We start from the raw sequence: 21473 nt of genomic DNA on the forward strand, positions 1-21473 counted from the left end.
TGCTTTCTCCTCCACTTAGCCGCGTGCTGGCAGGGTAATGGTGCCGTTGGTTGCTTCTTCAGCAAACATTTCGGCGGTGCGCAGACCCGCTGCAGTCATGATGTCCAGGTTTCCGGCATATTTGGGCAGGTAATCCCCCAGACCTTCCACCTCCATAAACATGGAGACCCGGTTGCCATCAAATACCGGGCCGTTTACCAGGTGGTAGCCGGGCACATATTTCTGCACCTCTTTGACCATCGCGTGAACGGAGGCGGTAATCGCCGCCTGATCCGGCTCGCCTTCGGTGAGACAGTGCACGGTGTCACGCATCATCAACGGTGGCTCAGCCGGGTTGATAATGATAATCGCCTTACCTTTTTTAGCGCCGCCGACCTTTTCCACGGCACCGGCGGTGGTGCGGGTAAACTCATCGATGTTTTTACGGGTGCCGGGACCGGCAGATTTTGAGGACACCGTAGCGATAATCTCGCCGTATTCTACTGGCTGAACCTGAGATACAGCCGCCACCATCGGGATCGTCGCCTGGCCACCACAGGTAACCATATTGACGTTCATCTCCAGGTTCTGCGCATGGGCCCTCAGATTCACCGGAGGCACACAGAACGGGCCGATCGCTGCCGGGGTCAGATCGATCATGATCACCCCCAGTTCGTTCAGCTTGCGGCTGTTCTCGGCATGCACGTAGGCGGATGTAGCATCGAAGGCGATACGGATATCGTCTTCGATCACGTGCGGCAGCAGACCATCGACACCGTCAGAGGTGGTTTTAATGCCCATCTCCCGGGCGCGTTTGAGGCCATCGGATTCGGGATCGATACCCACCATCCACACTGGCTCGATCCATTCGGAACGTTGCATCTTCATCAGCAAATCGGTGCCGATATTACCCGGCCCGATAATAACTGCTTTTAGTTTCTTACTCATATACTTTCACCCTAAGCTCTAAATACCAAGCTCTTAAATAGAAGGCTGTTGTTGCCAGCGGTTATACAAAGCGAACGGAGGCAGAACCGATACCACCGATACTGACGCTCATATAATCCCCCGCCTGTACCGGCTCAAGAGGAACCAGCGAACCCGATAGAATTACTTCACCGGCTTTAAGGGGAATACCAAACTCACCCAACGTGTTGGCTAACCAGGTGACACAGTTAACCGGGCTGCCCAGCGCCGCAGCGCCGGCCCCGGTTGAGAGCACCGCACCATTCTTTTCGACCACCATGCCGCAGGTTGTCAGATCGACTTTGCGTGGATCGACCGCTTTATCCCCCAGAATAAATAGCCCACAGGAGGCGTTATCTGCCACCGTATCCTGAATTTTGATCTGCCAGTTTTCGATGCGCGAATCCACCACTTCAAAGCAGGGGATCACGCAATCGGTTGCCGCCAGCACATCGGCATTGGTGATACCCGGCCCCAGCAGATCCTTTTTCAGAATGAAAGCGATCTCGCCTTCCGCTTTCGGTTGGATCAACTGTTCGCTGATCGGCATCTCCTGGCCCTGAGAAAAAGCCATTGAATCGGTCAGGAAACCAAAGTCCGGCTGATGAACATTCAGCATGTTCTGCACCGCTTTTGAGGTCACACCGATCTTCTTACCAATGATTTTCTCACCCGCAGCCACACGGCGTTCGATCATTCGCAGCGAAATGTTATAAGAATCTTCAATAGTGATGTCGTCAAAGCGCTCGGTGAATGGACGCAGTGTATGGCGTTGTACCATCGCTTCATACAGCTCGTCACCACACTGTAATATCTGTTCTTTATTCATATTATTCTCTATATCTCTTGGCTGAATGACTTAGCTAAACAGCCTGGCTGTTACAACTTGATGCAGACATTTTTCAGTTCGGTATAAAACTCCAGTCCATGTACCCCGCCTTCGCGGCCGATACCGGACTCTTTCGCGCCACCGAAGGCGGTCCGCAGATCCCGCAGGAACCAGCTGTTGACCCAGGCGATACCGACATCCATCGCTTCGGCAACCCGCGACGCCCGGGCAGAGTTTTCTGTCCAGATCGCCGCCGACAGACCATATTTGGTATCGTTCGCCAGTTCGATCACCTCGTCTTCGGTATCAAACGGACGGATATGACAGCAGGGCCCAAAGACCTCTTCCCGCACGACACGGGCATCATCGGCCAGGCCGGTCCAGATGGTCGGTTCGACCCAGGCGCCGGCATTCAGCGCTTCGCCCATCTCGGGCACGCCGCCACCGGTGACCACGGTAGCCCCCTCTTCGACCGCCAGACGGTAGTAGGACAACACCTTCTCTTTATGCTCCTGACTCACCAGCGGGCCAAAGTCCACTTCCGGATCTTCCGGCACCCCCAGCCTGAGTTTCTCAACCCCCTCCTTCAGGCGCTGAACAAACTCGTCGAAAACAGGACGTTCGACATAGACCCGCTCGGTTCCCAGACAGACCTGTCCGCAGTTCACAAACGCTGAACGCATGGTGCCCTCGATCGCTTTATCCATGTCGCAGTCAGCAAACACGATACCGGGGTTCTTACCACCACACTCCAGCGAGATATTGCGCAGGCCCACCGAAGCGGCGCGCATAATGATCTCACCGGTGCGGGTTTCGCCGGTGAAGGTGATCGCATTCACATCAGGATGCTCGGTCAGATAGGCACCGGCAGAATCGGGGCCAAAACCGTGTACCACGTTATAGACACCTTTAGGTACGCCACACTCGTTCATCACCTCACCCAGCAGGGTGGCAGTGGCCGGGGTTTCCTCTGAAGGCTTGACCACCACGGTGTTACCGCAGGCCAATGCCGGCCCGACTTTCCAGGTCATCAGCAGCAACGGCAGGTTCCAGGGACTGATCACCGCGATCACCCCTTTGGGAGTACGGTGACCATAGTTGAGTGCACCACGGCCATCCGGGGTATCCAGCTTAAAGGCTTCTGTCGGATGGTTCGCCAGAGTCTCAGAGAATGCCTTAAAGTTGGCCGCGCCTCTTGGAATATCGATATGGGAGGCAATTTTGTGCGGCTTACCGGTGTCTTTACACTCGGCGTCAAGAAACTCATCGAAGCGCTCATTAATGCGATTAGCCACTTTATCCAGCAACTGAATCCGTTGTGCCTGAGTCATCTTGCCCCAGGGACCTTTCATCGCCGCTTTAGCGGCTTTCACCGCGGCATCCACCTCGGGCTGACCCGCTTCATGGACCAGACCCAGCAGGCTGTTATCGACCGGGTTACGGTTTTCGAAGGTTTTACCGCTGGCCGTGGTGACAAACTCACCATTAATAAAGTTTTTAAATTCGTGCATGTTTGTACTCGCTAATCTCAGGGGTAAATCTGTCTGGCACCCGTAGCTTAAAAGCACTACAGACAATAGAACTATATCTGGCAGGACTCTGACTCTGCCACGGAGGGCCGCTCTGTCAGGACGTCAGCAACAAAGCGGCCTGATTTATAATTATCAGGTCAGCGCTCTCAGGTCAGAACTGTCAGGAAGCGCTCATTCAGAACGCGATCATGGTAGAAAATCGCCTTACCCAGATCCTCAGCCTTCCAGGTGACTGGTTCATGATCCGGGTAGTGATAATCACCGCCACAGAACACCTCTGAACGGTTACCGGATGGGTCAAAGAAATAGATTGTCTTACCATGGGTCAGGCCGTGACGGGTTGGACCGATATCCAGAGAGACATCTTCCATTGAGATAAGGTCGGCGGCGCGTAACACATCTTCCCAGGTCTCCAGGAAGAAAGAGGCGTGGTGCAACTTACCCGGTTCAGGACACTCGATAAACGCAACATCATGGGCTTTCATACTTGAGGTAAGAAAGACCGCTGCTTTATTACCTTCAGGATCGACAACTTGTTCAGCCAGGTCAAAGCCCAGTACTTTCTGGAACAGATCGAGAGTGCCTGCGATATTCGGCCCGTACAGCAGACAGTGGTCAAAGCGGGTGGCCTTCATACCGGTCAGGCCACGGGGCCATGCTTCAGGGTTAACCTTAGAGAGTCCCCATTTTCCGGTTTGCTCTTTCTCAGCAAATAGTTCAAACATATGCCCGGTAGGAGAATCGAAACGAATACGCCGACCACAACCGTTAAGCTCGCCCGCAGGAATCTCTTCGACATTGCAGCCATATTCGATCAGCTCGCCATGCAGCTTTTCCAGCGTCTGGTTGTCCAGCACTTTGTAACCAACAAAATCCATACCCGGCTCATCTGCTTCCCGCAGGACTACAGAGAACTTATCCACCTCGGTCCAGCCCTTAAGATAAGCCCGCCCCTGACTATCACGCTCAACTTCGATCAGGCCCATCAGATCCCGGTAGTGTTTCAGAGCTTCTTCAACATCCAAAACCCGGATCTGTATATGTCCGGGACGCATTACACCTTTTCTCATCTCACTTTCCTCTGCACTTTGCTTTTATTGTTTTACTACTTTGAATGTTTAGCTGGACGCTATCCCGCCATCTTCATTCGCGTAACAAGATTCCTGTGCCTGATAATGATCAGCTTCAATTTCAAGATCTGTACGGGGAAAAACCCGACAGGCCAGAACAAAACCCTGCTGCTGTTCAGTTTCAGATATATGCGCTTTACTCATCCGTTTGCACTCATATTCCCCTTGAAGAATACGAATCTTGCAAACACCGCAACCTCCGCCACGACATCCAACATTGATAGCATTAGCACGCATCCGCTCCATCGCAATCAGCAACACCTGATCCTCTGCACATTTAAAGCGTTGATTACGATTCGCCACCGTGATCACATGCGAAGCCTGCTCTGGCATAGGAGTCTCCTTTCACGCTTTTAATTGATTGCACCTGTATCTAGAGCAACCACTGTGCCAGCAAGCTAAAAACACATGAAAAATAAAACTAACATATTGTTTTAATTAACTTTATCAATCACCGCCGTTCCATAAAGCAAAAAAAAGCCTCGCTCGAAAGCAAGGCTCTTTAATCAAATAATCAATCATTTTCGCAATTGGTTAACTATTTCATCATCTCCATCCATAGGACTCCATCGACAGTGCCTTATATAAAACAGGGCTTTCTAATACAGAAAGCTGATCTGCTTCACTGCTGGCTCCCATCGCAATCAACAGGGGCAGATAGTGTTCGGCACTGGGGTGCGCCGCAGAAAAATCGTCAGAATTCAGATGTGGCTTACTCAGAGCAGGAATGTCCCGTTCAATCACCCGGGATCTGACCCAGTCCTGAAACCGCACGACATAATCCAAAGGAGATCCATGCTCATCCCCAATATGGTAGAGGTTATGGGTCAGGCTACCGGAAGCGATGATCGCGACGCCCTCATTGCGAAGCCTTTTAAGCCTCGCCCCCAGCACGACCAGAGACTCCGGTGTTGAAGCCGCATCCAGGGAGAGCTGTATTACCGGAATCCTGTGATCAGGCAGCATATGCAGTAACGGCACCCAGGCGCCATGATCTAAGCCGCGCTGTTCATTCAGTGACACCTCTGTCCCCTGATCCTGCAATAGCGCCTGAATATGACGCGCAAGATCAGGGTTACCGGCAACGGGGTATTGAAGTTGATACAGCGCCTCTTCAAAGCCACCAAAATCATGAATCGTTTCCGGTTCAGGGGATGCCGTCAGCTGCATACCACGAGTGATCCAGTGAGGGGATATCACCAACAGCGCTTTTACCTGATTAAAGAAAACACTGTACTCCTGTAACCGGGCAGCGGCGTCTCCCGGCGACAGAGCCCATCGGGGTGAACCGTGACCGATAAACATAACCGGAGCTGAAGTTAATGGCATAACGGTCTCCTATTTCAGATAATCAAACCAGTGCAATTCTGGCCCCGCAGGCACAATCCCTGCCGGGTTCAGGGCTTTGATTGAGTAATAACCTGCTTTTATATGATCAATATTAGTATTTTCACTAAAGGCCGGCATCTGCAACAACCGATCCATATAGTCCGAAATATTCGGGTAGTCACCTATCTGAGCCTTATTGGTTTTGAATAACCCATAATAAGCCACATCAAAACGGACCAGCGTGACAAACAAGCGAATATCACTTTCTGTCAGCTGATTACCGACCGCATATCGCTGTGTTTCAAAATGCCGTTCCAACGCGTCTAATGTCGTAAACAGCTCTGCATAAGCTTCCTCATACGCCTCCTGAGAAGAAGCAAAGCCTGCCCGATAGACGCCATTATTCAGCGTATGGTAGATTCGTTCATTAAATCGATCTATCTGTTGCAAGAGTGATTCAGGGGTCAGATCAACCTCTGAAGCATGTAATGAACGAAGGTCGTTATTGAATATTCTGATGATATCTGCAGATTCATTATTGATAATAGTGTTATCTGCCATATCCCATAGAACCGGCACTGTTGCCCGTCCGCTATAATCACGGTCAGCCTGTGTATAAAGCTGATGAATATAGGTTATCGATTCCTGGCCAGCCGGTGTGCTGCCGGGATATCCGTGAAACCGCCAACCGCTATCACTCAGCTGCGGATCGACAATGCTGACTGGAATATGCGCGTCTAAACCCAGTAAAGACCTGGCGATGAGTGTCCGGGTTGCCCAGGGGCAGATATACGCCACATATAGCTTTACCCCCAGTGTTTCAATATCACCACGCTTTACCGCTGAGATACGCGTCGGACTGATCGTTTCTCTGAATGCACTGCTTTGACGAATAAAACGCCCCTGTTCATCTTTTTTCTGCACCGGATCCCATTTACTTTTCCACACCCCATTTACCAACATCATTACACTCCTGCGGTTAGCGAAAAAAACTCCGACAGCTGGATACCGGAGCTTGTTGATTCGTTTTAAACGGCAGAGGCTTCTGTCGTTTGAGACTTAATGGCATACCGGCCATCGCCCAATAAAAACTGCACAACAGAAGCAGCGATCAGAAATACCGGATACTCCCAGCCGCCGCCTTCATTACCAAAGCCCCAGCCATTGGCGCCATGAACCAGAATGACAGACCCCAGAAGAACGGGGATCAGCGCTACAGCAACCCAACGGGCATACACACCCAGAATCAGCGCGGCGCCACCAGCGATCTCCAGCGCCATGGTTACGGGTCCAAAAAAACCCGGCAGCCCCAGTGAGCTAAAAAATCCAGCGGTGCCTTCCGGGGTAAATACCAGCAGTTTCAACAAACCATGTGCCAGATACATGGTACCCAAAGCAATGCGAAGCAGCGTTGCAGCATAAGCGGGGGAAGTGTTCATTCAGTTATCCTCATCTGTTCATTAATCATCGATAAGGTCATTCTGAATTATTATTAAATATAAACAATATCGTATTTATTTTACTCATTGTTCATTATTATTTTACAATTAGCTTTTTACACTTACCTTTTTTCAAAAAGAGCTCTTCAGAAAGGCTTTAGCAACGATGGATAAACTGAACCTGATGTCTACCTTTGTCACCGTTGCAGAGGCAGGCAGCTTTACCGCCGCGGCAAAACGCCTGGGCAAAACCAAAGCATTGGTTAGCACACATATAGCGCAACTCGAAAATCTCTTAAAAGTCAGGCTGATTATCCGCTCGACACGCAGCATGCAGATCACCAGCGAAGGTAACAGCTATTATCATCAGGCCAGGAAGATTCTGGATGATATAACTCATCTCGAATCCCAGCTGCTTCATCAAAGCCAGAGCCTGGCAGGGCGACTGCGTATCTCTGCACCGACGACATTTGGCGAACTGGTTCTGATGCCGTTCATCGCAGAACTGACAACCGCCAACCCTGAACTGCAAATCGAGCTACAACTAAATGACCGGTATGTAGACCTGATCAGTGAAGGGTACGACGCGGCACTGAGGGTTGGCAATCTGGCGGATTCATCCCTGATCGCAAGGCGTGCAGGCTTTACACAGATGATCCTCTGCGCATCACCTGAATTTATAAAACACTATGGCCAGCCCGATTCGTTAGGTCAGCTGGAAGGTCTGCCCTGTGTATTTGACACTAACGATAGACAAGGGGGCAGCTGGAGCTTTGTGCAAGAGCAACAGAAAGTTGAAATCAAACCCAAAATTGTCGCCTGGGTGAACAGCGCACTGGCGGCAGCTAAAATGGCGAGTACGGGCAGAGTGATGGCACTCTGCCCGGAATTTGCTATCCATACGATGCTGCAAACAGGGGAACTGATCAGGCTATTACCTCAGGTGAACAACACTCCGATACCGATCAATGTGATCTACCCTCATCGTCAGCACCTGTCCAACAGAGTGACAACCTTTACGCAGCAATTTATGGCCTACTGGAACAGGCAAAACACAGCATAGTTGCTAGAATTTTGCCTGCCTCAACGTTTCCTGTAGGTATACCGGTTGATCAAAACCCTTAGATCCGTTTGAACAACGCCGACCGGTTCTGCTCTTCAGCACCATCGGCTGCGGTGACAAAGCGTTCCATATGAATATCCCGTTCAAACAGCCGTCCCTGCATCAGGGTTGTGATGGCCGCATCGATCATCGGCGGCGGACCGCAGAGGTACGCTTTATTGCCATCAAAACGGCCATTGAAATGAGCCTGTGCCGCTTCATGCACAAAGCCGGTAAAGCCCTGCCAGTCATCATTCGGCTCCGGAGCATTCAGCGCCGGCACGTAGGTGAAGTTGGCAAACTCTCTGGCGAGGTTTTCAAACAACGTCCGGTTATACAGTTCGGCAACATTGCGCGCGCCCTGCAACAGCGTTATCGGGCGACTGTCGCCCTCCTCCAGCATATCCAGAATCATCGATTGCGGGCTGGATAATCCCGAACCTCCGGCGATAAAAATCGCCCCCTGATCATCCGATTTTCGCACAAAAAACTGACCGTAGGGCCCGCTGACATCCAGCGTATCCCCCACCTCCAGTTGCTCATGCAGATAGCTGGTGCCCGCTCCGCCCGGCACTAAGCGGACATGCAGTTCCAGCGTGCCGGCCTCAGAGGGTTTATTGGCAATGGAAAATGCCCGACTGCCCTCTACTCCGGGTATCTTCAGGTTGATATACTGGCCAGCCTGAAACGCCATCGGCTTATCCAGTTCAAAAAAGATCCCTTTAATGGTGGGGGACAACTCCCGTATTTCGGTCACGGTGCCAATAAAATCCAGCACCGGATAACCGGCGAAGTCATCATCCACATCAATATCCGCCTCGATCACCATATCGGATTCCGGGGTGCAGCAACAGGCCAGCACCTTCCCTTCATCCCGCTCCATATCCATCAGCGCAAAGGGAGAGGCGTTACCCAGATCACCTTCACCTTCAAGCACCTGAACTTTGCAGGTGGCACAGGTGCCGTGACCACAGGCAAACGGCAACCAGACGCCCTGACGCAGGGCAGCATCCAGAATAGTCTGCCCCTCTTCAACCTCGATCACATCACCGGTGGGTTCTACTGTTACTTCATAACTCATCATTTCACCTCGCTGCAGGGCGCCTTCCGACGAAGGCCTGCCCTGCCTTTATCCCGCGGTTCATTAAACCCCTGCGCTTTGATAACCCAGCAGTTCCGGGGTTTTAAAGCGGATCAGCGATTTGTGCCCCACGCCCTGAGCCTCCAGACTGGCATCCAGTTGGGGTTTAAACGGTTCACCGTCCAGCAGCCACTCAGCCGTGTCCCAGTTGATCTGACTGAACTCCGGATGCTGACCAAAGGCTTCCGGCATAATATTTTCAATCAACGCCGCAAACGGCATTGAGGGTGGCAGTGGAAACGCTTTGGCCGCGCAGAACATGCGGTGCTCATCCCAACCCAGGTAAACAACCTGATTGCCGTGGAAGTTCTCCACCCGGTCCATCCGCTCGCCCTGATAGCCAGGATTTAGTGCGTATACAGGCATCGTTATATCCTCTTGTTATTCTTGTCCGGATGCAGCAATGCCACACCCGTTATGATTGTTTCTGACGGTTCAGGCGACGCCTTTCCACTTATTCCAGCGCACCTCATCGGGTGAGCCTTTAATATCCATATTGTCGACGCCAACATTCATCTTGTAGTAGTCCTTCAGAATATCGCCGACCTCGGGACCACCACAGTTGCCCTGAAAGATCTGATGTACCGGTAACCAGGCCTGCACATACTTTTCCGGTTCCTCTTTGAAAATGTCGCAGCAACCGTCAGAGCAGAAGTGATAACGCTCACCCTGATAAACAAAGTCACGCATCGAGTTCTGGTTCGGATTATCCATCTCGGTAAACAGCATCGGGATCTGACAGGTCTGACACAGTTGTGGCAAACCGGTGGTGTAAAAGCGTTCGCCTTTAGCTTCCATCTCTTTAGCCATTTCCCACAGAGGACGGTAGTATTTATCGAAAGTGTCCGGGTATTGCGCCGACAGCCAGTCCAGTTCTTCATCGCTTGGGATCCAGGTGTGGAACCCTGCAGCATGCCCATGGGTATAGAAGGTCCACCAGGCCTGATGGGAAATATGCTCTTTCTCTTTCTCAATGGTTTCCGCGTACTTCGGCATGCGGATACCATAACGGGCCAGGTCCTTAAACAGTGCCCCACCAGCCTCTTCGAAATAGACCTCCCAGGCCTCTTTCCAGGACATCACTTTATTCGGCAGCATATAGTCCATCATCATCGCAACGATCGTCAGCAAACGAGTGCCGCGCCAGAACCACTTATCAAGCCATTTCTGCACAATAGGCACGTTATCTTCATGCTGCTCCAGCAGAAACTTGATCACTTCAAGTCCCAGAGTCATATGACGGGCCTCGTCAGACTGCGCCGAGAAACCAAAGGTCACTGTGGCCATATCGCCGTTATAAGCAGCACCGGACATAAAGGGTACAAACAGCAGATTAGTCAGCACGTACTCAAAGGAGAAGCCGATTGCGATCATAAATTCGAACGGCCCGGCACTTCGTGCATCACAAAAGAACGAACGGGGTACCGACAGATACCACACCCGGTCATGCATGTGGCTGAATTCCTGGAAACCATCGAAGAACTTGTTGTAGTGACTCATCGCATGGATCTGGGTCTGCACATGACGCAGTTCATCCAGCGACTGCATCTGGCAGGCCACCCGGGCCCCCACACCCCCAAACTGACGCCCCACATGAGCAAAACCCTGATAGGCCTGATATTCCAGTGGCGATACGCCTGTAAGGAAGATCTTCACCGCATTCACATAGCGGGGATCAACCACATTCAGGTGACCATTATTCTGAGAGAAGGCATCGAAAATGGCGTACAGCTTTTTCTCTTTCTCGGCCTGATACTTCCAGTAGGAATCCATGGTCAGACGGAACGGATCTTCCCACTTGTCCCAGTCGGTAATTTTAATCCCTTCAAACTCTTCGTAGGGAAACGCCTGTTTACGGTCTTCATAGGAAAACTCCCAGTCCAGATCGCGGGTCAGCAGGCGATACTTATCTTTTATATTTAGTTTTTTAGCAGCCATGATGTTTCCCCTTACCGTTTCCACTCAAGGACGAACTGATCGTCATCTTCATCTACGTTACCGCCGAGGGTGATCAGATTGATGTGCAACTCCTGCACATCCCAGTCCCGTCCCATCTTCTCTTCCACCACCGAACGTTCGATTACCAGTTTATTTTCCCGTTCGATACGGATCATCGCGGGCTGATGGATAACAGTGGCATCCGGATTACTCTCTTCAATCGCTTCGACGATATAGCGGGACTCATCGTTGTCCTGCAGTGCGATATATACTTTTGACATGGTGATAAACCTTATTGTTTTTATGCGTGGAGTTATTTCAGCAGACCGGTTTTTGCCAGACGTTTACCCCAGGCATCCCCGGCTATCGCCAGTGCTTCAGGGCCGATCATCTCTTCAGCCAGCGGCGCCAGTGCTTCAAAGGCTTTGCCTTTCCAGTGTTCAACCCACTGGTTCAGCTGCTGTTTGTTGGCATCGGATTCCGTGGCTGCAATTTTCACCACCGCATCCACCCAGCGATTGGTGTCTTTATTCCAGTTCTGAATAAACTCGGTCAGCATGCTGAAGTCCTGACCGCCGTTATCCGCCAGCCACTGATCGAACTGCAGATAGACCAGCTCATAAATCAGTCCATCCAAAACCACATCCTGAGCGACAAAAGATTCAAACCAGTCTTCGACACAGATATTGGCTTCGCAGTAGGCACGCACGCCCTGCCACACCGCATCGTCGGTCCAGTAGCGCTTGGCTTCAGCCAGGGCATCACCGGAGTTACCATCCAGAATCAGACCGATGCGCGACAGATACTGAGCATTGCCCAGACGATCCATGCCGTTATACAACAGCGCCTGAGTAATCGCTGTGCCATAGCCCAGTGAGCTGCCATACATGTTATTCAGGTTGGCCGCTTGCTCGACATGACGCAGCGGCACCAGTAGCCGGATCACCTTCTGCTGAATGGCCTCAGGAATCAGGCGCGCCAGATCGCGCTTTTCGAAGAAGCTGTAATTGCTCTCAGCCACTTCCTGCTGCCTGGCGCGCATCTGTACATAGGTGCCGTAGTAAAATTGACGGGGGTCTTTGAAGGCGTACCAGTCTTCCATCACGATGGCGGTACGGCCTTTATCGTTGAGTTCAAACTCAGGTTGCCACAGAGGCTTGTAATGAAAGTTAATTTCGGAGGCAACATCATAAGTCGCTTCCTGATAACGGGTAGCCGGTTTATCACCGAAACGACGTTCAATGTGCGCAAAAGTGTTGCGCACCGGCTCCAGCATGGCTGTTTTAATCTCAATGGTCATTTGCTTTTATCCCATTTTTTTTGGATCGTTATTGTTATTCTCAAGTCACCGCTGACGGTGTCTGATCAGCGGTGGTTATTCGCCATCAGCGTTTCCTCTCCGTAGCGCCATTTTTCCATCTCGATATCGATAGCTTCCTGCTGCTCCCGGGTCATAAAGACCACCTCATTGGCAGTACAAAAATGTTCGAAAGCGCCTTTTGGCATAATCAGTTCGACGAACAGCGCCGGGTCACCGATAGCAAAATCAAACTCTACGAAGCGGGCATCCTCAGCACTACGCACACGGACATACTTAGTCAGCCGGTCAAAACCGGACCGGTTCTCAGAATCATTACGGGTGTGTAGTTTCAGATCTGCCATATGATCACCTGTGAAATTAAGTTTTAATCACAAGGGTTAAAGCAATGGCTGTGCCAGAGATAGAAAAATGCAACAAAACAGCAGAAAAACAAATGTAACATACTGATTTAAAATAATAATAAAGATTAATCACACATACGGTTCGGCCTGAGAGCAAACCCGGTAAGCAATGAATAAAAGCTTATGAAATAGTGAAAAGTTAATGAAAAAATCAAAAATCGGCCTCTGACGTTTCGCCGTCAATCATCGTTGGAAATTTAAATAGGTGTTGTTTTTTAGGCAAAATAAGCGTCACAATAAAAAGCAGAGTCAGTCCCTGACATCGATACAAATCAAAAGAAAAATAACAAAAGCAGTGCAATATGACAGAATTACAACCTAAGCTTCCTGACGCTCAGGATCTCTTAGAACAGATCCGCTTCGACAATGAAGAGGGCAAAATCTGGCTGGATGAGCAGCGCATGCTGCTGATCCATTCCGCAGTCATGGGATTACTGCGAAACGAGCTGATCCAGACGCTGGGAGTAGAGAGAGCTAAAGGCTTCCTCATGCGCTTCGGATACCATACCGGCTTGCGAGATGCCGAACTGGCTAAAAAAGTTCGCCCGGATATGACCCCCGAAGAAGTTTTTATGGTGGGACCTCAGCTTCATGCCATCAAAGGTATGGTTAAAGTCATCCCGGTTTCTCTGGAGTTCGACGAAGATAGCCAACATTTCTTCGGTGCTTTTGACTGGTACAACTCCCATGAAGTAGAAACTCACCTGGCAAATTATGGTAATTCCGACGTTCCGGTTTGCTGGACACTGATCGGTTATGCCAGTGGCTTTTCCACCTATCAGATGAACCGCCAGATCATCTTCAGGGAAACTCAGTGCGCCGCCACCGGAGCCGATCACTGCCATATCGAGGGGCGTCCGGCCGAAGACTGGGACGATCCCGAAGAGATGGAAAAATATCTTCTTCCCGACCCCATTATTGAACAGCTGATGGCCCTGCAGGATGAAGTCAGCGTTCTCAAAGATCAGTTTCGCAGCAACGATGCTGAAGAAGACCTGCTGTTTAACAGCGTCGGCCACTCAGCAGCGTTTAAAAATGTCTGCCACCTGATACGTAAAGCGTCAAAAAGTAAGGTTAGCGTACTGCTGCAGGGCGAAACCGGCGTGGGAAAAGAGGTTGTTGCCCGGGGCCTGCATACAACCAGTGACCGGGCGGACAAACCCTTTGTTGCAGTCAACTGTGCCTGCATCCCCCCTGACCTGATAGAAGCCGAGTTATTCGGGGTGGAAAAAGGCGCTTATACCGGAGCAACCCAATCCCGCGAGGGTAAATTTGAACGGGCCCACCGGGGGACTATTTTTCTCGACGAGGTGATCGAGCTGACTCCAAGGGCGCAGGCGTCACTGCTGAGAGTGTTACAGGAATCTGAATTTGAGCGGGTCGGTGACAACCGCACCCGGCGAATTGATGTGCGGGTTGTCGCTGCCACCAATGAGGACCTGGAAGCCGCTGTTCAGGAAGGTCGTTTCCGCGCCGATCTGTTTTACCGTTTAAATGTCTATCCGGTACATATCCCCCCGCTTCGCGACCGTACCGAAGATATTCCACTGCTGACCGAACACTTCCTGAAAAAATACTGCACCCTGTACAATAAAAAAACATCCGGTATCTCAGATAAAACGATGCAGGCACTGACCCAGTACAAGTGGCCCGGTAATATCCGCGAGCTGGAGAATATGATTGAACGGGGCGTCATTCTGACCGAAAACAACCAGACGATCAGTATGGCCAGCTTCTTTCCCTCGCTGTCTGAACCCTCTCATCCATTGAATATCATTGGTGGCCGGGGGCAGCTTCATGAAGAAGCGCCCAAACCTGATACAACGGATCAGGAACCTGTCGAAAGCCTGCTGGTTGAAAACTTCAGCCTCGAACAGCTTGAGCAGCAATTAATTGAAGAGGCGATGTCCCAGTGCAGCAATAATGTTTCCAAAGCGGCACGTAAGCTCGGGCTGACACGTCCGGCACTGGCCTACCGTTTGAAAAAATTCCAGGATGGATAACAGGTGAAGGCTGTTTTAGAATGACGGCCTTCTCTCCTTCCTGAGTTTGCCATGAATCTGATACTCCTGTTTGAAAGTGATTTCACCGCAACCGATACCGTGATCATCAATGACCGGCGCTTTCACCATATCAGGCAGTTCCACCAGCCAGCCCAGGGACAGCGACTGAAAGTAGGCCTGCTGAATGGCAAGACCGGTAGCGGCATCGTGATCAGCCTCACTGAGCAGAGCATCACGCTGGAGGTATTACTGGAAAACCAGCCTCCTGCCGCTCTGCCACTGACCCTGTTACTGGCGCTGCCCCGACCCAAAATGCTGAAACGCACCCTGCAAACCATTACCAGTATGGGGGTTAAACAGATCTACCTGATCAACTCTTACAAGGTGGATAAAAGTTACTGGTCGACGCCGGTGTTGCAGCAGGACAATCTCAGAGAGCAATTACTGCTGGGGCTGGAACAGTCAGGCGATACGGTACTGCCCGAAGTGCACCTGCGAAAGCGCTTTAAGCCATTTGTAGAGGATGAACTGCCGCAGATCGCCCGCCAGACCCGGGCTCTGGTTGCACACCCCTACCATGCCTCGCCCTGCCCCGGGGCCAGCACCGGGGAAACAACCCTCGCTATCGGCCCCGAGGGTGGTTTTATACCCTATGAAGTTGAAAAGTTTCAGGCCACCGGGTTTGAAGCGATCCATATCGGCCAGAGAATTCTGCGGGTTGAGAATGCAGTACCGGTGTTATTAGCCAGGCTATTTCCTGTTTAACAAACAGACTTTTATGACCTGAATCAATAAAATTGATAAATTTAACTGAGAATCATCCTCATTTGAGTTGACTTTAACTTTGCGTTGAATAAGAATAGTTCGCATTAGCAATACAGTTTTGAATTAGCGGCTTTACCGCCCTTTAATAAAGTCAGACACAACTCGGGTGTTTCAACTATGCGTAAACCATTCAAGCAACAGATTAAAAAACTGGCCTTTATCGCTCTGCCACTGACAATCGCAGCCAACTCGGCCTCGGCTGCCGATGAAGTGAACATCTATTCATACCGCCAACAGTTCCTGATTCAGCCGATGCTGGATGCTTTCACCGCTGATACCGGCATCAAAACCAACGTTGTTTTTGCCAAAAAAGGGCTGATTGAACGCCTCGAGCATGAGGGTAAAAACTCTCCGGCGGATATTGTACTGACATCTGATATCGGACCGCTCTACGATGTGGTCGAAAAGGGTCTGACTCAGCCAGTAGAGAGTGAAATCCTGACAGGGAATATTCCGGCACATTATCGTGACCCGGCAAACCAGTGGTTCGGTCTCACCAGCCGTACCCGCCTGATCTACGCCTCAAAAGACCGCGTCGCCGAGGGTGAAATCAAGAGCTACGAAGAGCTGGCTGATCCGAAGTGGAAGGGACGCATCTGTACCCGCAGCGGTAAACACTCGTACAACCTGTCACTGATCGGTTCCATGATCGCCCATCACGGTGAAGCAGAAGCAGAGCAATGGCTGGAGGGAGTCAAAGCTAACCTGGCACGTAAACCTCAGGGCAACGACCGTGCACAGGTCAAAGCGGTTAAAGAAGGGGTGTGTGATATTGCCCTCGGAAACTCTTATTACTTCGGTAAGATGATCACCAACGAGAAACAACCGGAGCAGAAAGAGTGGGCGAACGCCGTCAACCTGGTATTTCCCAATCAGGATGATCGCGGTGCACACATGAGTATCTCCGGAGCCGCTCTGACAAAATATGCGCCGAACAAAGAAAGTGCTGTCAAGCTGATGGAGTTCCTCAGTGAAGCGCAAGCACAATCGATGTACGCAGAAGCCAACTTCGAGTTTCCAGTACGCCCGGGAACCCCTCGCTCAGAACTTCTGAACAAGTATATGGGAGATTTCAAACAGGACAGCATCAACCTGCAGAAAGTCGCAGAGCTGCGAGCGCAGGCTGCACGGATGGCTGATAAAGTCGGTTTTGATAACTGATACTCCCCCTTCTGTGGTATAACAGCCATCGACAATGATTCACTCAAACGGTAGTCTCATGCTACCGTTTTTTCGTTAACAGAAGAGAGCTATGCAGGCAAAACCCGCCACCCAGGTGATCAGAGAACGCGATGTAAAACAACGCTTTTCGAAAAAAAGCCGCTATCTGTTTGGCTGGTATAGCTGTACCTGGGGTACGGCACTGATGGTGGCGTTGCCGGTTCTGTCTGTTTTCTATCTGGCCCTGTTTCCAAAGGAAAATATCTGGGGCCATCTAGCAGAAACAGTACTACCTGTTTACATCACAACCACCCTGGCACTGATGCTCGGCGTCGGGGCGCTCTCTATCGCCACCGGTGTCTGTGGAGCCTGGTTGGTGACCATGTGCCGCTTCCCCGGCCGGCGTATCTTCGAATGGGCACTCCTGCTGCCTTTTGCTGTCCCTGCCTATGTGATCGCCTACGTCTATACCGACCTGCTGGAATACTCCGGTGCGGTACAAATTTTTCTGCGTGAATTGTTTGGCTGGCAAACGGCCCGGGATTACTGGTTTCCCGACATTCGCACGCTGGGCGGTGCGATCCTGATGCTGGCGATGGTGCTCTATCCCTATATCTATCTGCTGGCCCGGGCCTCTTTTCTGGAACAATCCACAACTATTCATGATGCCAGCCGGACTCTGGGCTGCACCCCCTGGCAAAGCTTTTATCGGGTATCCCTGCCAATAGCCCGTCCCGCGATCGCCGTGGGCCTGTCGTTGGTTTCGATGGAAACCATAAACGACTTTGGCACCGTCGATTATTTTGCGGTAAAAAGTATGAGCGCGGGTATCTACGATACCTGGCTCAACATGAGTAACCTCGGCGGGGCCGCCCAGATCGCCAGCATGATGATGATTTTTGTCGTCATACTGATCTCTCTGGAACGGCTTGCACGGACAAAACAGCGCCAGTTTCACAGTTCCGACCGCTTTAAAACGCTCACCGGATACCGCCTTTCCGGCTGGCGTGCATGGGGGGCCACACTGCTGTGCGGACTGCCTGTAGTAACAGGGTTTGTCATTCCGGTATGGATTTTGGCCGGTTATGCTTTAAGCAATTTAGACCAGCTGTGGACCAGCAATTTCATCACGCATGCCAGTCATAGTTTTCTGCTTTCCAGCTGCGCAGCCCTGCTAACCATTGTAGTAGCATTGCTGCTGGCTTACTCGAAACGGCTACACAAAACACAGAGCCTCAAAATCGCAGCACAATTTTCCAGCCTGGGGTATGCGATGCCGGGCGCGGTGCTGGCGATCGGTGTGATCATTCCCCTGGCCGCTTTTGATAACTTCATTGATGCGCTGATGGAAGAGTTTTTTAATCTGTCTACCGGCCTGCTACTCAGCGGCACTGCTTTCGCCGTTGTATTTGCTTATGTCGTACGGTTTCTGGCGGTGTCGGTCGGTTCAGTAGAATCAAGCCTTAACAAGATTACTGAAAGTATGGATATGGCATCACGATCACTGGGACACTCGCCACTGCAGACCCTGACAAAAGTGCACCTGCCCTTGATAAAAGGCGGGATCCTGACAGCGGCACTGGTGGTATTTGTGGATTGTATGAAGGAACTGCCAGCGACCCTGATTCTGCGACCTTTCAACTACGATACACTGGCAACCTATGTCTATCAGTATGCTTCGGATGAGATGCTGGAAGCCTGCTCACTTGCCGCACTGCTGATAGTACTGGTGGGGATTATACCGGTCATACTGCTGAGCAGAACTATTTCAGCCACCCGCGAAAGTAACTGAGCCGGCCAAAAACACTAACCGCTGAACGCGATCGGCCGGTGGGCCGAAACATGCAGTGACACCTGCGAGCCAACCTCAAACATCAGCGGTTCAAAAATTTCCGACTCTATTCGCCTTCCGGATGGCAACATCAGCTGATATACCACTGAACTGCCGAGAAACTCCTTCTGCTCAATGGTAGCCATCACATTTCCCTTTTCGGTACTGGGACGGATATCCGCCGGACGAATAAACAGAGATAGCTGCTTGCCGGTGACCCCGCCAAAAGGCTCAGCAAACTCAATGGTACCCAGCTCAGTGACAACCGCCGTCTCACTCAGACACTCGGCGTCAAACAGCTCCCCTTTGCCGACAAAGCCAGCCACCAGCGGATTAACCGGTTGGTAATACAACTCTGTCGGGGTGCCCCACTGCTGCAGCGTACCCCGCGCCAGTATGCCCAGTTTATCGCTGATAGCAAAAGCCTCCTGCTGATCATGGGTCACCATAATCGCCGCAATCCCCTGATCTTTAAGTATAGATCGCACCTCCAGTGCCAACTGTTTACGCAGATCGGTATCCAGATTAGAGAAGGGCTCATCCATCAGCAGCAGCTTAGGTTTAGGTGCCAGTGCCCGGGCCAGGGCTACCCGTTGTTGCTGACCTCCGGAAAGCTCATGGGGATAACGGTTAGATATATCAGGAAGTTCGACCAGCTTGAGCATCTCCGCGACTGACAGTTTCTTTTCTGCGGCGCTACGCCGGTGTAAACCAAAAGCAATATTGTCAAATACGTTGAGATGGGGAAACAGCGCATAGTCCTGAAACACAACCCCGATTCCGCGCTGCTCAGGTGGCAGTGTAAAACCCACACTGGAGATCTCCTTGCCATTTTGAACAATGGTGCCGGATAACAGCGAATTGAAACCGGCTACAGCACGCAGTACCGTTGTTTTACCACAGCCACTGGGGCCTAACAGGCAGGCTATCTCGCCCGCCTGCAGCTGCATATTCAGCTGCCCGGCAATAACGGTATTTTCATAACCGCAACTAATTGATCTGAGTTCCAGCAGAGGAGTCATACGTCGCGCGATCTCTTTTACAAATGAAAATCATTCTCGCTTATAACGGTCGCTATTTCAACCACGAGCACCAGATGACATCATGTCATTTTTATTAATAGAGCGGGGTTTCAACGCCCAGCATCGTTAACACACCAAACATAGTTAACCAGAGAATGGCTGACCGCCGAACCAGTCGGTTGAGGCTGATAATCTCTTCAGCCGCCAGATGCCTGAACTGATCTTCGCCACAGTCCCCACCCAGCTGGTACTGCTTATAACTCTCTTCGCCCACCGCGGCCAGCGCAATGCGGAAAAGCCAGTCACTTATCCCCTCATCGTCAGTATGTCGATTTTTTAACTGACTGAAGGCACTCACACCGTTGCCCACAATAAAAAAGGTAAAACCCAATGCCCGGGCAGGGATCCAGATCACCATCTGTGCGGCTGACAACAGGCGCTTTTTATTTCTGCGCTGCAGCAGCCACCCTGCCCACAGAGCAAGAAACAACCCCGGAATTCCAAGCAAAATAAACCAGAAAAACAGTGCAAAGAAACCGGTCAGCGAGAGAAAAACATACTGCTGGCAGATAGCATAATGTGCCGACTGACAATCGGTAACATCATCGGTGCGATTCAGCCCCAGCAACCCTGCCAGTTGCAGCCAGGACGCCTGAAAATCCCCCCGACACCAGTCCTGGTAGTATTTGCCGGTCAGATCGCTGGGCGACCAGTTTTCCAGATAGAGATAGAGTGCCAGCATTTCGATGGCCAATACAAAGATGCCAGACTCCCAACGGAAAAACTGCAGCAACAGTGCTTCCAACGCCAGCATATACAGGATAAGCATGAACCAGTGGAGAGAGCTCTGGGGAGTGACCGCCCGGGACAGACTGACTATCCGTTGTGAACGGCGCTTGTAACGTCCCAGAATAATGACCAACATCAACGCCAGAAACTTCATCCGTGCAACTCCCGCTTCAACAGCCGATCAAAATAGTCCCGGTTAAACGCCGGGCCCGGGTCGGATTTACGCTGCGGAGCGATATCCGAATGACCGGTGATGTGCCCCGCACTCATCTCAGGGTAATAAGCCAACAGAGCCGCTGCCACCCTGGCCAGCTGCCGATACTGCTGTTCGGTATAGGGAATCGTATCAGTCCCTTCCAGCTCAATACCAATTGAGAAGTCATTACAGTTATCGGCACCGCAGTACTGAGATTGCCCCGCATGCCAGGCCCGCTGATCAAAACCAACAAACTGAAGCAGATGGCCGCTTCGCTCAATTAACAGATGCGCAGACACCTGCAACGAAGCGATCGTTTCAAAATAGGGATGGGCGGCAGTGTCCAGCCGGTTGAGAAAAAAATCCCGGATATAGCCGCCACCAAACTTCGCCGGCGGCAGACTGATATTGTGTATCACCAGCAAGCGTGGCTGCTCAGTATCCGGACGCTGATTAAAATTGGGCGACGGATAGTGTTCAGCCCCATTCAGCCAGCCCGCTTCTATCTGAAGAATCTCATTTAACCGGGTCATTTTTCC

Annotated in this window: 22 protein-coding genes; 5 read left to right on the top strand and 17 right to left on the bottom strand. The window is 51.3% G+C overall.

Annotation, left to right across the window (positions count from 1 at the left end):
• Positions 1 to 15: 15 nt before the first annotated feature.
• The 8 genes from KDX31_13570 to KDX31_13605 all read right to left on the bottom strand — a co-directional run bounded on the left by KDX31_13570 (position 16) and on the right by KDX31_13605 (position 7204).
• On the bottom strand, positions 16 to 927 hold the full coding sequence (locus KDX31_13570; protein ID UTW02379.1) for an acetaldehyde dehydrogenase (acetylating): 912 nt from the start codon (positions 925 to 927) through the stop codon (positions 16 to 18).
• A 61-nt stretch (positions 928 to 988) separates the two neighbouring features.
• The gene (gene dmpE, locus KDX31_13575; GenBank protein ID UTW02380.1) at positions 989 to 1774 is read right to left on the bottom strand and encodes a 2-oxopent-4-enoate hydratase; all 786 of its coding nucleotides are present in this window, start codon (positions 1772 to 1774) and stop codon (positions 989 to 991) included.
• Between the two features lie 50 nt (positions 1775 to 1824).
• Positions 1825 to 3285: a 2-hydroxymuconic semialdehyde dehydrogenase gene (locus KDX31_13580; GenBank protein ID UTW02381.1), complete on the bottom strand. Its 1461-nt coding sequence runs from the start codon at positions 3283 to 3285 to the stop codon at positions 1825 to 1827.
• 167 nt (positions 3286 to 3452) lie between these two features.
• Positions 3453 to 4376, bottom strand: a complete 924-nt coding sequence (locus tag KDX31_13585; protein UTW02382.1) for a catechol 2,3-dioxygenase — start codon at positions 4374 to 4376, stop codon at positions 3453 to 3455.
• Between the two features lie 48 nt (positions 4377 to 4424).
• A complete protein-coding gene (locus tag KDX31_13590; protein UTW02383.1) occupies positions 4425 to 4769 on the bottom strand; it encodes a 2Fe-2S iron-sulfur cluster binding domain-containing protein in 345 nt (114 codons plus the stop codon).
• 213 nt (positions 4770 to 4982) lie between these two features.
• Entirely contained in the window at positions 4983 to 5765 is a 783-nt protein-coding gene (locus KDX31_13595; protein UTW02384.1) for a dioxygenase, read from the bottom strand.
• Between the two features lie 9 nt (positions 5766 to 5774).
• Positions 5775 to 6728 carry a glutathione S-transferase C-terminal domain-containing protein gene (locus tag KDX31_13600; protein ID UTW05395.1) on the bottom strand — a complete coding sequence of 318 codons (954 nt, stop codon included), beginning with the start codon at positions 6726 to 6728 and terminating at the stop codon, positions 5775 to 5777.
• 65 nt (positions 6729 to 6793) lie between these two features.
• The gene (locus KDX31_13605) at positions 6794 to 7204 is read right to left on the bottom strand and encodes a DoxX family protein (GenBank protein ID UTW02385.1); all 411 of its coding nucleotides are present in this window, start codon (positions 7202 to 7204) and stop codon (positions 6794 to 6796) included.
• A gap of 166 nt (positions 7205 to 7370) precedes the next feature.
• Between KDX31_13605 and KDX31_13610 the strand changes: the two genes are divergently transcribed.
• Positions 7371 to 8267, top strand: a complete 897-nt coding sequence (locus tag KDX31_13610; protein UTW02386.1) for a LysR family transcriptional regulator — start codon at positions 7371 to 7373, stop codon at positions 8265 to 8267.
• A 58-nt stretch (positions 8268 to 8325) separates the two neighbouring features.
• Here KDX31_13610 and KDX31_13615 read toward each other — a convergent pair whose 3' ends face one another.
• The 6 genes from KDX31_13615 to KDX31_13640 all read right to left on the bottom strand — a co-directional run bounded on the left by KDX31_13615 (position 8326) and on the right by KDX31_13640 (position 13047).
• Positions 8326 to 9387, bottom strand: a complete 1062-nt coding sequence (locus KDX31_13615) for a 2Fe-2S iron-sulfur cluster binding domain-containing protein (GenBank protein UTW02387.1) — start codon at positions 9385 to 9387, stop codon at positions 8326 to 8328.
• A 63-nt stretch (positions 9388 to 9450) separates the two neighbouring features.
• Positions 9451 to 9813, bottom strand: coding sequence for a phenol hydroxylase subunit P4 (locus KDX31_13620; protein ID UTW02388.1), 363 nt, complete (start codon positions 9811 to 9813; stop codon positions 9451 to 9453).
• Positions 9814 to 9882: 69 nt separating this feature from the next.
• Positions 9883 to 11385 (bottom strand): aromatic/alkene/methane monooxygenase hydroxylase/oxygenase subunit alpha, encoded by a 1503-nt coding sequence (locus tag KDX31_13625; protein ID UTW02389.1) that lies wholly within the window; start codon positions 11383 to 11385, stop codon positions 9883 to 9885.
• An 11-nt stretch (positions 11386 to 11396) separates the two neighbouring features.
• On the bottom strand, positions 11397 to 11666 hold the full coding sequence (locus tag KDX31_13630; GenBank protein ID UTW02390.1) for an MmoB/DmpM family protein: 270 nt from the start codon (positions 11664 to 11666) through the stop codon (positions 11397 to 11399).
• Positions 11667 to 11698: 32 nt separating this feature from the next.
• Positions 11699 to 12685, bottom strand: a complete 987-nt coding sequence (locus KDX31_13635; protein ID UTW02391.1) for an aromatic/alkene monooxygenase hydroxylase subunit beta — start codon at positions 12683 to 12685, stop codon at positions 11699 to 11701.
• A 65-nt stretch (positions 12686 to 12750) separates the two neighbouring features.
• A complete protein-coding gene (locus KDX31_13640) occupies positions 12751 to 13047 on the bottom strand; it encodes a phenol hydroxylase (GenBank protein ID UTW02392.1) in 297 nt (98 codons plus the stop codon).
• 362 nt (positions 13048 to 13409) lie between these two features.
• Between KDX31_13640 and KDX31_13645 the strand changes: the two genes are divergently transcribed.
• From KDX31_13645 to KDX31_13660, 4 genes are all read left to right on the top strand, one after another.
• Positions 13410 to 15110: a sigma-54-dependent Fis family transcriptional regulator gene (locus KDX31_13645; protein UTW02393.1), complete on the top strand. Its 1701-nt coding sequence runs from the start codon at positions 13410 to 13412 to the stop codon at positions 15108 to 15110.
• 51 nt (positions 15111 to 15161) lie between these two features.
• Positions 15162 to 15875 carry a 16S rRNA (uracil(1498)-N(3))-methyltransferase gene (locus KDX31_13650; GenBank protein ID UTW02394.1) on the top strand — a complete coding sequence of 238 codons (714 nt, stop codon included), beginning with the start codon at positions 15162 to 15164 and terminating at the stop codon, positions 15873 to 15875.
• A 177-nt stretch (positions 15876 to 16052) separates the two neighbouring features.
• Positions 16053 to 17096, top strand: coding sequence for a Fe(3+) ABC transporter substrate-binding protein (locus KDX31_13655; GenBank protein ID UTW02395.1), 1044 nt, complete (start codon positions 16053 to 16055; stop codon positions 17094 to 17096).
• A 115-nt stretch (positions 17097 to 17211) separates the two neighbouring features.
• On the top strand, positions 17212 to 18888 hold the full coding sequence (locus KDX31_13660) for an iron ABC transporter permease (protein ID UTW05396.1): 1677 nt from the start codon (positions 17212 to 17214) through the stop codon (positions 18886 to 18888).
• Between the two features lie 14 nt (positions 18889 to 18902).
• Here KDX31_13660 and KDX31_13665 read toward each other — a convergent pair whose 3' ends face one another.
• From KDX31_13665 to ampD, 3 genes are all read right to left on the bottom strand, one after another.
• Entirely contained in the window at positions 18903 to 19949 is a 1047-nt protein-coding gene (locus tag KDX31_13665) for an ABC transporter ATP-binding protein (GenBank protein ID UTW02396.1), read from the bottom strand.
• A 94-nt stretch (positions 19950 to 20043) separates the two neighbouring features.
• The gene (locus KDX31_13670; GenBank protein UTW02397.1) at positions 20044 to 20892 is read right to left on the bottom strand and encodes a hypothetical protein; all 849 of its coding nucleotides are present in this window, start codon (positions 20890 to 20892) and stop codon (positions 20044 to 20046) included.
• Positions 20889 to 21467, bottom strand: coding sequence for a 1,6-anhydro-N-acetylmuramyl-L-alanine amidase AmpD (ampD, locus tag KDX31_13675; protein ID UTW02398.1), 579 nt, complete (start codon positions 21465 to 21467; stop codon positions 20889 to 20891). The genes KDX31_13670 and ampD overlap by 4 nt, the downstream gene beginning before the upstream one ends.
• Between the last annotated feature and the right edge of the window lie 6 nt (positions 21468 to 21473).

It is taken from the genome of Amphritea atlantica (assembly GCA_024397875.1).
Lineage (GTDB): Bacteria > Pseudomonadota > Gammaproteobacteria > Pseudomonadales > Balneatricaceae > Amphritea > Amphritea atlantica_B.